Raw genomic sequence first — 12020 nt, forward strand, 5'->3', positions numbered from 1 at the left:
GAGGGCCGCCAGCCCCGCCCGTGCCCCGTCGGCCTCCCCGACGGCCACCGCCCGGTTGAGCCGGACGACCGGGCTGTCGGTCAGCCGCACGAGTTCGTCGTACCACTCGACGATCTGCACCCAGTCGGTCTCGGCGGCGACAGGGGCGTCGGCGTGCAACGCGGCGATGGCCGCCTGGGCCTGGAACTCGCCCAGCCGGTCCCGGGCCAGCGCCGCCTGCAGGATGCGCACCCCCTCGGCGATCGCATCGGTGTCCCACCGGCTGCGGTCCTGCGCCGCGAGCGGGACCAGACCGCCGTCGGGCGTGGTCCGGGCCGCGCGCCGCGCGTGGTGCAGCAGCATCAGGGCGAGCAGCCCAGCCACCTCGGGATGGTCGACCATCGCGGCGAGCTGCCGGGTGAGCCGGACCGCCTCGGCCACGAGGTCGACGTCGCCGGAGTAGCCCTCGTTGAAGACCAGGTAGAGCACCCGCAGCACGGTGGCGACGTCACCGGGACGGTCGAGGCGCACGCCGGACACGGTGCGCTTGGCCCGGCTGATCCGCTGCGCCATGGTCGCCTCCGGCACCAGGTAGGCCCGGGCGATCTGGCGGGTGGTCAGCCCGCCGACGGCGCGCAGGGTCAACGCGACCGCCGACGACGGGCTCAGCGACGGATGGGCGCACAGGAAGTAGAGCCGGAGGGTGTCGTCCACCCCCGACGCCGGGCCGGACGCCGGTTCCTCGACGACGAGGTCCTCGCGTCGACGACGGGCGGCGTCCGCCCGGCCCGCGTCGAGGAACCGGTGCCAGGCCACGGTGACCAGCCAGCCCTTCGGGTCCCGGGGCGGGTCGGCCGGCCAGACGTCCAGCGCCCGGACCAGCGCGTCCTGCACGGCGTCCTCGGCCGCCGCGAAGTCCGCCCCGCGCCGCACGAGCACCCCGATCACCTCCGGGGTGAGCCGGCGCAGCAGGTCACCGTCCACCGTCAGTCGGTGACGGTCGGCGGGGCCGTCAGGAACGGACGCAGCTCCAGCCACTCGTGGATCGGCTTCCCACCCGCCCCCGGCGCGGCGGACAGCTCCCCGGCCAGTTCGACGGCCCGGTCGTAGCTGTCCACGTCGATCACCATCCAGCCGGCGACGAGGTCCTTGGTCTCGGCGAACGGCCCGTCGGTCACCGGCGGACGGCCCGGCCCGTCGTACCTGACGAACGTCCCCTCGGGGGCGAGGGCCTGACCGTCGACGAACTCGCCGGTGCCCTCCAGTCGGGCCGCGAAGTCGTTCATGTACTGCACGTGGGCGGTGATCTCCTCGGGCGTCCACTGGTCCATCGGGACGTCGTTGACCGCGGGTGGGGCACCCCGGTAGTGCTTGAGCAGCAGGTACTTCGCCATCGGGTCTCTCCTCGGTGCCGGCGCGACCCCCATTCTGGCCGCGTTCACCCCGGGGACGGAGCCGGCCTGCCGTTCTCGACACCGGCGGCGGAACTTTTTCTCCGCCCCGGGTGTCGCGGCCCGGTGCGGCTCACCTGGCGACGAGCTGGCGTACCCGCAGGCGGCGGATGCCCGAGGTCCGCTCCGGCACCTCGGACGCCCGGGCGGCGGGCAGGCGGACGGTGAACGCCGCCCCCTGGTTCGGCCGGCCCTCGGCCCCGATCGTGCCCCGGTGGCTCGTCACGACCTCCTGGAGCAGGGCCAGCCCCAGCCCGAACCGGTGCTCCCCGGAACCCCCGCCCCGGTGGAAGCGGTCGAAGATGCGCCGCGCGTCGGCCTGGTCGAACCCGACCCCGGTGTCGGCGACCACGAACTCGACGTAGTCGCCGCCGGCCCGCAACGACACGTCGATCCGGCCGCCGGGCGGGGTGTGGGCGAGCGCGTTCGCCAGCAGCTCACCGGCCACCCGGCGCAGCGCCGACGCGACCCCCGGCACCGGCAGCGGCCCGTCGGGCAGGTCGGCGGCGAGGGTGACCTGCCGCTCGGCGGCCCGTTCCGTCTCGGCGGCGACGGCCGCCGCCACGAGCGCGGTCAGGTCGACCGGAGGGTACGGCCGGCGGTCGGCGGGAGCCGCGGCGAGCTGGGCGGAGAGCAGCAGGTCGTCGACGATCTCGCCCAGCCGGCGGGTGCCGCCGATCAGCCGGTCGAGATCCTCCGCACTGGTGGTGCTGCCCCCGCTCCGCGCCCGCCGCGCCATCAGCTGGGCCCGGATGTGCACCTGGGCGATCGGGGTCCGCAGCTCGTGGCTGGCGTCGGCGATGAACCGCCGTTGCCGGGTCAGCGCCTCCGCCAGCGGCGCGACGGCCCGCCGACCGACCAGGGCGCCGGTCAGCACCGCGACGAACAACCCGACCGTGGCGGCGAGGCTGAACGCCAGCAGCAGGTGCCGGCGGTCGGACAGCTGGAACCGCGCGTCGAACACCGCCTGTACGACCACCCCGTCGCTGCGGGACTCGGTACGGACGTGGTAGGTGGTGCCGTTGCGGGTGACCGTGGTGACCTCGGTGATCCCGGAGGCCGCCACCGACCGCAACGCCCCGGCCAGCGGGAAGCCCGCCGGTGGCGGGTTGAGGCCGGTGTCGGTGGTGAGCCCGTTGTACCGGAACACCCAGCTGCACGCGGGCGGGCCGGGGATGGTGGCGTGTTGGACGCCCCAGGCCAGCTCCCGGTGGATCTGCGCCTCCTGGCTGCGGACCAGGACCGCGTAGGAGAGGCCGCCGGCCAGCAGCAGCAGGGCGCTGATGGCCAGCCCCACCAGCAGCCCGATCCGCAGCCGGGCCCGGCGCACCATCGACTGCTCCACCAGCTCCATCACAGCGCTCCGAGTCGGTAGCCGAGCCCGTGCACGGTCCGGATCACCGAGCGGCCGAGTTTGCGGCGCAGGTAGTAGACGTAGGTGTCCACGAGCGACGTCGCGGCGGCCGCGTCGAAGACCCGGCGGCGCAACTCACCCCGGGAGTGCACGGTGCTCGGCCGGGCCGCCAGCACCCGCAGCAGCTCGAACTCCCGGGCGGACAGCGCCACCCGGGTGCCGTCGGCGAGCACCACGTCGTGCGAGGTCAGGTCGAGCCGCCCGGTGCCGATGCGCAGCACGGTGGTGGATTCCGCGCCGCGCCGGCACAACGCCCGGACCCGGGCGCTCAACTCGTCCAGGTCGAACGGCTTGCCCAGGTAGTCGTCGGCGCCGGCGTCCAGCCCGGCGATCCGGTCGCCGACGCCACCGAGCGCGGTGAGCATCAGCGCCCGGGTCGGGACCGACCGGGACCGCAGCCGGGCGACCAGGTCGAGGCCGTCCAGCGCCGGCAGCATCCGGTCGACGACCAGCACGTCGTAGCTGCGGGTCAGCCCCAGGTGCAGGCCCCGCTGACCGTCGGCGGCCCGGTCGACGAGGAAGCCCTCACCGCTCAGTGTCTCGGTGAGCAGGTCGGCCAGTTCCTCGTCGTCCTCGACCAACAGCAACCGGTTAGGTCCTCCCCCGTGCATGCCTCCACAATCCCACAGGGGAAGCCTAAAAAGTGATAGCTATCTTTTTGTCATTTCACCGCCGCGAGTGTCCGTGACCGGACGTCGTCGCCCCGACGGGCCTCCCGGTGCTCGATCCAACTCAGCAGCGGGGTCGTCATCATCGTGGTGACCAGGGCCACCAGCACCAGCACGGTGAACAGCGAGGCGTTCACGATGCCCGCCTCCAGGCCGACGTTGAGCGCGATGAGCTGCATCAGACCCCGGGCGTTCATCAACGCGCCCACCCGCAGCGCGACGCCCTGCGACTCGCCCCGCAGCCGGGCCGCCGCCCAGCAGGCACCGAACTTCCCGACGATCGCCGCCGTCACGCAGGCCGCCGCGAACAGCAGCACCGGCGGGCTGCCGAGCAGCCCGAACTCCGTCCGCAGCCCCGAATAGGTGAAGAACAGCGGCAGGAAGACCGTCGCGGCGACCGGGGTGAGGGTGTCCACCACCCGGTCGGTGTTCGCGTTGTGGGGCATCACCACGCCGACCGCGAACGCGCCGAACACCGCGTACAGCCCGATCTCGTCGGTGTACCAGGCCACCAGGAAGAGCAGGGCCACCGTGCCGAGCACCCGGGCGGAGTCGTTGAGACCGGGGCGGGTCATCAGCGCGGTGGTCACCCGCCGCCCACCCAACCAGAGCACCAGCCCGAACAGCACCGCCCCACCGGCGGTGACGACCGCCGGCCCGGCCCGGCCGGAGGCGAACGCCAGCACCACGGCCAGCATGATCCAGGCGACCATGTCGTCGATCGCGCCGCTGGCCAACGACAACGTGCCGTGCCGGGTGCCGGCATGCCCGCGTTCGGTGATGATCCGGGCCAGCATCGGGAAGGCCGTGATGGCCAACGCCACCCCGACGAACGCCGCCGAGACCCCGATCGACGTCCCCTCGGCCCGCATCGGCACGGCGTCCGCGGTGAGCAGGACCAGGCCCACCCCCAGGACCAGCGGCGCGGTCACCCCGGCCAGCGACACCAGCCCGGCGGTGCCGGCCAGGCCGGTCACCCGGTGGGCGCTGAAGGCGTACCCGGCCTGGAACATGAACAGCACCAGGCCCACCTGGCCCACCACGTACAGCACCGGCAGCAGCGCGGTCGGGAACAGGGCGTCCTTCACGTCCGGCAGCACGAGGCCGAGCAGCGACGGGCCCAACAGCACACCGGCGAGCATCTCGCTGACCACGGCGGGTTGACCCACCTTGCCGAGCAGCCAGGCCACCGCCTTGCAGAAGATCAGGATCACCGCGACCGCGATGAAGAACCGTGGGGCCAACTGGGTGGGGGTCACCGTACCGCCTCCTCGAAGTAGGTGGTGCACAACCGTTGTCGCCGGGCGTCGACGACCATCCAGGCGCCGAACACCAGTTGCCGGACGCTGCGACCCACGTCGGCCCAGCGGTCCCGCCACCGCATCGCGGCCAGCCGCAGCCGCCCCGGGCCGGCCACCCCGACCGGGGTCAGGTACGCCGGACCCCGGCTGGGCAGCGACCGGCTGTGCGCGGCCGAGGACGCCAGGGCGTACCGGCGCAGCACCTCGCGGGTCGCGGCGCGCAGCATCACCGGCGCCACCCCGCGCGCCGGGCAGGCCCGGTTCGCGGTGACGCCGTACGGGATGAACCGGGCGTCGCGGCGGCGCAGCGTGCGCCACCGGTCCGGGTCGAACCGTTCGTCGCCGGCCGGTCCGCTGCGCTGGAACGCCAGGTAGTTGAAGAGCAGCACCGACCCGGCGGGCAGGGTCACCCCGGAGGGCAACCCGATCGGCGCGGAGGTGATCCGGTGCGCGACGCCGAAGAGCGGGTGCACCCGCAGCGTCTCGTCGACCACCCGGTCCAACGCGTCGTCGTCGTGCAGGCCCCGTTGCAGGTCCGGCCGGCCGGCCAGGGCCAGCAGCACGTGCGCCATCGCCTCGGACATCTGCACCACCGCCGTGGTGCCGAACGCGCCGTGCAGGTACCAGGCCGTCTCCTCGGTGGTGAACGGCGGTGGCAACGTCACCGGGCAGGTGCCCGCCTCGAGACGCCCCCGCAGGTAGCGGGTCAACGGGTCCCGCCGGTCCAGGTGCCGCAGGCCGGTGCACTTCAGGGCGGCGACCACGTCGGTGGCGTTGGCGACGTAGAGCGCCCGGACCTGCGGCGGGCACACCTCACCGAAGATCAGCTCGTGGAAGACCTCCGCCCACACCGGCATCATCAGATCCCGCAACCGGACGTGGACCCGCCCGGCCGGCAGCTCGTCGAGCACCCGCCGGGTGGCGGCGGTGGCGAGCGCGTCGGCGCGCTGCGGTCGCAGCGCGAGCACCTGCCGGGTCACCCCGGCCACCGCCCGGTACCGCTCCCCCGGCTCCAGGTGCTCCTGGTGCATGTGCGGGCCGGGCGACAGCCAGTACCAGAACAGGTCGGACAGGCCGGCGCCCCGGCTGCGCCCGTCGGCCGCCGGGTCGGCGTACAGCTGCTCGAAGTGCTCGACGTCGACGAGCGGGCCGGGCACCGGGATGCCCTCCTCGCCGTTGACCCGGGCGAACACCCACTGCCGCAGCCGCACCACCGCCGGGGGCAGCCACCGGGGCAGGGTCCACCCGACCACCCCCGCCACGAGCAGCACGCCGCACAGCACCGGCGCGCTCACGCCGGGGCTCCCGTGGTGACCAGGCCGGCGCCCAGGTCGCCCGGCCGCGCGACGCCCACCAGCGCCAACGCCCGGTCGAGATCGGCGCGCAGCAGGTCGAGCACGTGCCGCACCCCGGCCGCGCCGCCCGCCGCCAGCCCCCACAGCACCGGGCGGCCGACCAGCACGGCCGTCGCCCCCAGCGCCAACGCGACAAGGACGTCGACCCCGCGCCGCAGCCCGCCGTCGACGAGCACCGGCAGCCGCCCACCGACGGCCGCCACGACGGCCGGCAACGCGTCCAGGGTGGCCGTCACCCCGTCGAGTTGCCGGCCGCCGTGGTTGGAGACCACCACCCCGTCCACCCCGTGCTCGACGGCCAGCCGGGCGTCCTCGGGGTGCAACACCCCCTTGAGCAGGATGGGCACCGTGGTGAGCCGACGCAGCACGGCGACCAGCTCCCAGCTCGCCCGGGCGTTCATCTCGATGTCCCGGACCCGGCCGTTCGCGTCACGCATGTTCTCGCAGACCATGCCGGGTGGCAGGTCGACGAATCCGTGCCGCAGGTCGCGCTCGCGCCGACCGAACACGGGCGAGTCGACCGTGACGACCAGGGCCCGGCAGCCGGCGGCCACCGCCCGCCGGACCACGGTGGTGGTGAACTCCACGTCGGTGTGCGGATAGAGCTGGAACCACAGCGTCCCGCCGGCCGCCGCGATCTGCTCGACCGGCCGGGTGGCCGCCATGCTCACCACCATGACCGTGCCGGACTCGGCGGCGGCACGGGCGGTGGCCAGCTCGCCGTCGGGGTGGGCCAGCCGGTGGAACGCGGTCGGCGCGACCAGCACCGGCATCGAGACCTCGTTGCCGAGCAGCGAGATCCGCAGGTCCCGGTCGCCGGTGGCGCGCAGCACCCGGGGAAGCAAGAAGCGTCGGGCGAAGGCCGCCTCGTTGGCCCGCAGGGTACGTTCGTCGCCGGCCCCGCCCGCGAAGAAGTCCCAGTGCACCGGGTCGAGGCGGCGGCGGGCGGCGGCGGCCACGTCGGCCAGGTTCAGCGCCACCTCGTCGAGGGCCGGCACGTCAGTCCCCGGCCCCGCGCAGGCACCTGTCGACGAAGGCGGCAAGCGGCGTCACGTGCACCTGTGGCCGGTCCCACCGGTTCTCCAGGTTCTCCGCCAGGTGGTGGGTCGCGACGACCCGGCCGCCCCGGTGGTGGCGGACGACCGGGTGCAGGTACGCCGCGTCGTGGGCCGCACCGACGACGTCCTGTGCGACCCGTTTCACCGTCACGTCGAACGGGTCCACCTGGTCGTGCTCCGGGCCGTACTCCAGGGTGACCACGAACGCGTCGGAGTAGTCGTGGTCGGCGGTGCGCAGGCCGGTCTCGGTGAAGTAGTCCACCGGCACCTCCTCGTGGTAGCGCGCGTCGGCGTCGGCGACGGTCACCACGTCGGCGAGGACGTCGAACTGCTGCCACAGCGCGGAGGTGCGGTTGACCCGGGCGATGATCGCGTCGGCGATCGACGCCCCGGTGGCGTCCAGCTTCTCCGTCGGCCACGGTGTGTCCCCGTACCGGCGTTCGAGGATCCGGTGCAGGGCCCGTACGGCGTAGCGGAAACCGTGGATGAACCCGTTGGTCGAGCGCTTGAAGTCCCGCTGTTGGGTGATGGTGCCGGCGAAGAACAGGTCGGGCACGTTCACCGACTCCCACTGCGCGGTCTGGGCCGGGAAACGGTCCCGGATCGCCAGCTCCGGCCGGCACGACTCGTCGAAGATCGACGCGTCGAAGGCGAACCCGGTGCAGACGAGCACCCGGTCGTAGCGCAGCTCCTTGGTCACCTCGTCGGCGCGGGAGAACGCGAACGTCACCGTGTAGCCGTCGGCGTCGCGGGTGATCCGCCGGACGGTGCCGTCCAGGATCGCGTTGGCCGACTTGAGCTGGTAGGTGTCGAGGAAGTTGTTGTTCACCGCCCGCAGGTGCCCGACGTAGTGGGTGCGCCAGGCCATCCGCACCGAGCTGGGCCCGGCCAGGTGGATCAGGGTGGTGGTCTCCATCAGGCTGTCCGCCGTCTCGAACGCGGAGTTGCCCTTGCCGATGATCAGCACCTTCTGGTCGAGGTAGTCGCGCGGGTCGACGGGCATGTCCGCGTACTGCTCGGCCAGCTCCAGCCCGGGAATGTCCGGCAGGTACGGCCTGGACACGCCGGTGGCGACGACCACCCGCCGGGCCCGGAAGGTCTCCCCCGCGTGCACCTCGAAGATCCCGTCCACCTTGGACACCGAGGTGACCCGCGCGCCGTAGCGCACCTTCACCCCGGTCCGCGCGGCGAAGTCGGCCAGGTAGCGGACCATCACGTCGGCGTCCGGGAAGTACCGTTCGGTGTACCTGGTGAACCGCAGCGCCGGATCGTCGGTGAGCAGCGAGTTCCAGTCCAGCCGCAGGTTGAACTCCGGATCGTCGGAGCCGGTGTGCGGCTTGTTGATGGAGATCAGTTGCCGGTGCCGGGGATAGGTGGCGAAGAACGCGCCCGGGATGTCCGCGCCCTCCAGCACCAGGTAGTCGCGCCGGCCGTCGGCCTCGAGCAGGGCGGCCAGTTGCAGGCCGGCGGGGCCGGCTCCGATGATCAGACAGTCGAGGGTCACGACGGGCCATCCAGGGTGAGAGGGGTCAACGGGAGTTCCAGTGCGTCCATCACGTCGGCGGCCCGCCGGACGTCGCCGTCGAGCGGCCGGTCCGGGTCGACCGGGGGGATCGCCGCGACCAGCGCCGCCAGCACCCGGGCGCAGCCCGGCGCGGTGGGCGTGCGGGCCCCCACGTACGCGGCCTGACGCAGCCCCAACGCCAACGAGCCGACGATCAGCCGCAGCAGTCCGGCCTGGTCGAAGACCCGCAGGGCGGCCTGGGTGCCGAGGGGGATGACGTCCTGGTTGTGCAGGTTGGTCGGCAGGCTCTGCATGCTCGCCGGCATGGTGTCCCGGCGGATCTCGGCGATCAGCGCGGTGGAGGCCAGCTGCACGCCCTGCAACCCGTGCTGCTGCCCCGGGCCGGCGGCCAGCATCGGCGACAGGCCACCGTTGCGGTGCGGGTCGACGAGCAGGTCGAGTTGCCGTTCGGCGAGGTTGCCGACCTGCGCCACCACCATCGACAGCAGGTCGGCGGCGAACGCGGCCGGCTGGCCGAAGAAGTTGCCGCCGTGCACCACGAGGTCGTCGTCGGGGAAGAACAGCGGGTTGTCGCTGACGCTGCCCAGGTCGGCGGTGACCACGGAATCGACGTGGCGCAGCGCGTCCTCGGCCGCGCCGAGCAGCTGCGGCGCGCACCGGATGCTGTACGGCTCCTGCAACGCGCGCCTGCCCGACGGGACCAACCCCGCGCCGACCTGCCGCATCCGCGCGCCCACGTCGATCGCGCCCGGGTGCCCGTACGCGCGCAGCAGCCGGGCGTCGAGGAACTGCGGGTCGCAGCCGAGCAGGTCGGCCAGCAGGCAGGTGAGCACCTGCGCCGCCCGGTGCGCGGCACGTACGGCCGACAACGCCAGCGCCGTCGCCGCGGTGGTCAGCGAGGTGCCGTTGACCAGGGCCAGGGCGTCCCGTCCGTCAAGTGGCAGCGGGGTCAGGCCGGCCTTCTCCAGCGCCTGCGCGGCCGGCAGGCGTACCCCGTCGAGGTAGGCGTGGCCGCGACCGCGCAGCGCCTGGGCCGCCGCGCCCAGCGGGATCAGGTCCCCGCTCGCGCCCACCGAACCCCACCTCGGCACGGCGGGCACGAAGGTGGTCCCGAGCATCGCGGCCAACGCGTCGACGACGTGCGGCGATACCCCTGACGCGCCCCGGGCCAGCGACCAGGCCCGGACCAGCACGGTCGCCCGGACGATCTCCGGGGCGAGATCCGGGCCGTGGCCCGCGCCGAGGTGGGCGAGGGTGTTGTCGGCCTGGTCGCGCAGGTCGGCGCGGCCGGCGTACCCGACGAGGGCACCGAAGCCGGTGGTGCTGCCGTACACCGCGCGGTCCTCGCCGAGCACCGCGGACAGGAAGGTGCGGGTGCGGGTGACCCGGTCGCGGACCTGAGCGCCGACCACGACCCGGACCGGGTCGCGGGCGGCGCTCAGGTCGGCGATCCGCAGCGGTGCCGCGAGATCAACCTCTGTCGTCATGCGACCGGACCCTAGAGAGCGATTCTCAGAACGCTTTGAAATCGGGCCGATACGGTGCGCCGCATGACGCTCGACTACCTGATCATCGGAGCCGGGCCGGCCGGGCTCCAACTCGCCGCCCTGCTGGAGCGCGACGGCCGCGACCATCTGGTGTTGGAGGCCGGGCCGGCGCCGGGCACGTTCTTCGGCCGCTACCCGCGGCACCGCCAGTTGATCTCCATCAACAAGGTCTGGACCGGTTCCGACGATCCGGAGTTCAACCTGCGCTCCGACTGGAACTCGCTGCTCACCGACGATCCGGCGCTGCTGTTCCGCAACTTCAGCCGGCGCTACTTCCCCGACGCCGACGACATGGTGCGCTATCTCGCGGCCTTCGCGCAGGGGCTGCGGGTCCGCTACGACACCCGGGTCACCCGGATCGCCCGCGACGGTGACCTGTTCACCGTCGAGGCCGGCGACGACACCCTGACCGCCCGCCGGGTCGTCGTGGCCACCGGCGTCTCGAAGCTGTACGTCCCGCCGATCGAGGGCGTCGAACTCGCCGAACGCTACGACACCGTCAGCGTCGACCCGGACGACTTCACCAACCAGCGGGTCCTGATCATCGGCAAGGGCAACTCGGCCTTCGAGACCGCCGACGCCCTGGTCGAGACCGCCGCCGTCATCCACGTCGCCGGCCCGCACTCGATCCGGCTGGCCTGGCAGACGCACTACGTCGGGCACCTGCGCGCGGTGAACAACAACTTCCTCGACACCTACCAGCTCAAGTCGCAGAACGCGGTCCTCGACGGCACCGTCGAGCGGATCGCCCGCCGCGACGACGGCGGCTACCGCATCGACTTCCGGTACGCCCGCACCCGCGAGTCGCTGCGGCAGATCGACTACGACCGGATCATCCTGTGCACCGGCTTCCGGTTCGACGCGGACATCTTCGACCCGTCGGCCCGGCCCCGGCTGGTCATCAACGACCGCTTCCCCGAGCAGACCTCCGGCTTCGAGTCGGTGAACGTGCCCGGCCTGTTCTTCGCCGGCACCCTCACCCAGCAACGCGACTTCAAGCGCTCCACCAACGGCTTCATCCACGGTTTCCGGTACGGCGTACGCGCCCTGCACCGGATGCTCGACGCCCGGTACCACGGGACACCGTGGCCGGCCACCACAGTGGACGCGACCCCGGAGGCGATCACCGACGCGATCATCGCCCGGATCAACCGCACCTCCGCGCTGTGGCAGCAGTTCACCGTCCTCGGCGACGTCGTCGTGATCGCCGACGGCGTCGCGCGCTACCACGAGGAGGTGCCGGTGGCCCACCTGCTCGACGGCGGCCTGGGGCCCGAGCCGTTCGCGGTGGTGACCACCCTGGAGTACGGCCCGGACCACGACCAGGTCGACCCGTTCGACATCACCGTCCCCCGGATCGCCGAGAACGACGCCGAACGCGCCCACGACGCCAGCTACCTGCACCCCGTCGTCCGGGTGCACCGGGGCGGGCAGGTCGTCGCCACCCACCACCTCGCCGAGAACCTGGAGAACAACTGGGACCTGCCCGGCGTGCACCAGCAGCCCCTGGCGCTGTTCCTCAAGGGCGTCCTGTCCGATGCCGGCTGAGCACCACCACGACGGCCGTGGCGCGGCGGACGCCGACCCTCGCGCCACGGGGCCCGGCCGGCACGGCGGGCACGACCGGACCGGTCGCGGGTCGGCGGACCGCGGCCGGTCCGGGACCGCCGCCGGGGGTGAGCGGTGGGCGGAGCCCGTGCGGGGGCTGGGGGACAACGGGGG

General features: G+C 73.3%; 10 protein-coding genes. 1 reads left to right on the forward strand and 9 read right to left on the reverse strand.

The window, feature by feature from the left end; translation table 11 throughout:
• The 9 genes from ACOJTC_RS20170 to ACOJTC_RS20210 form a co-directional block, all read right to left on the reverse strand.
• The coding region (locus ACOJTC_RS20170; protein ID WP_420118044.1) for an RNA polymerase sigma factor at positions 1-963 on the reverse strand (963 nt) is incomplete at its 3' end.
• Between the two features lie 2 nt (positions 964-965).
• Positions 966-1373, reverse strand: coding sequence for a YciI family protein (locus ACOJTC_RS20175; protein WP_204923229.1), 408 nt, complete (start codon positions 1371-1373; stop codon positions 966-968).
• Between the two features lie 130 nt (positions 1374-1503).
• A complete protein-coding gene (locus tag ACOJTC_RS20180; protein WP_357929280.1) occupies positions 1504-2784 on the reverse strand; it encodes a sensor histidine kinase in 1281 nt (426 codons plus the stop codon).
• Positions 2784-3431 carry a response regulator transcription factor gene (locus ACOJTC_RS20185; protein ID WP_420118045.1) on the reverse strand — a complete coding sequence of 216 codons (648 nt, stop codon included), beginning with the start codon at positions 3429-3431 and terminating at the stop codon, positions 2784-2786. Before ACOJTC_RS20185 ends, ACOJTC_RS20180 begins: the two co-directional genes overlap by 1 nt.
• Positions 3432-3505: 74 nt before the next feature.
• Positions 3506-4771, reverse strand: a complete 1266-nt coding sequence (locus tag ACOJTC_RS20190; protein ID WP_377685609.1) for a cation:proton antiporter — start codon at positions 4769-4771, stop codon at positions 3506-3508.
• On the reverse strand, positions 4768-6108 hold the full coding sequence (locus tag ACOJTC_RS20195; protein ID WP_420118046.1) for a cytochrome P450: 1341 nt from the start codon (positions 6106-6108) through the stop codon (positions 4768-4770). The genes ACOJTC_RS20190 and ACOJTC_RS20195 overlap by 4 nt, the downstream gene beginning before the upstream one ends.
• Complete coding sequence (locus ACOJTC_RS20200; RefSeq protein ID WP_420118047.1) at positions 6105-7166, reverse strand: alpha-hydroxy acid oxidase; 1062 nt, start codon at positions 7164-7166, stop codon at positions 6105-6107. Before ACOJTC_RS20200 ends, ACOJTC_RS20195 begins: the two co-directional genes overlap by 4 nt.
• A gap of 1 nt (position 7167) precedes the next feature.
• On the reverse strand, positions 7168-8730 hold the full coding sequence (locus tag ACOJTC_RS20205) for an NAD(P)-binding domain-containing protein (RefSeq protein ID WP_420118048.1): 1563 nt from the start codon (positions 8728-8730) through the stop codon (positions 7168-7170).
• Positions 8727-10238, reverse strand: a complete 1512-nt coding sequence (locus ACOJTC_RS20210) for an aromatic amino acid ammonia-lyase (protein WP_420118049.1) — start codon at positions 10236-10238, stop codon at positions 8727-8729. Before ACOJTC_RS20210 ends, ACOJTC_RS20205 begins: the two co-directional genes overlap by 4 nt.
• A 63-nt stretch (positions 10239-10301) precedes the next feature.
• On the opposite strand from ACOJTC_RS20210, the gene ACOJTC_RS20215 reads away from it, so the two are divergent.
• A complete protein-coding gene (locus ACOJTC_RS20215) occupies positions 10302-11846 on the forward strand; it encodes an NAD(P)-binding domain-containing protein (protein WP_420118050.1) in 1545 nt (514 codons plus the stop codon).
• The last annotated feature ends 174 nt before the right edge of the window (positions 11847-12020 follow it).

The organism is Micromonospora sp., from assembly GCF_048594385.1.
GTDB classification, from domain to species: domain Bacteria; phylum Actinomycetota; class Actinomycetes; order Mycobacteriales; family Micromonosporaceae; genus Micromonospora; species Micromonospora wenchangensis.

Coding starts and splice junctions, on each gene's coding strand:
- ACOJTC_RS20175 (WP_204923229.1), bottom strand. CDS start 1,373: ATGGCGAAGTACCTGCTGCTCAAGCACTACCGGGGTGCCCCACCCGCG.
- ACOJTC_RS20180 (WP_357929280.1), bottom strand. CDS start 2,784: ATGGAGCTGGTGGAGCAGTCGATGGTGCGCCGGGCCCGGCTGCGGATC.
- ACOJTC_RS20210 (WP_420118049.1), bottom strand. CDS start 10,238: ATGACGACAGAGGTTGATCTCGCGGCACCGCTGCGGATCGCCGACCTG.
- ACOJTC_RS20215 (WP_420118050.1), top strand. CDS start 10,302: ATGACGCTCGACTACCTGATCATCGGAGCCGGGCCGGCCGGGCTCCAA.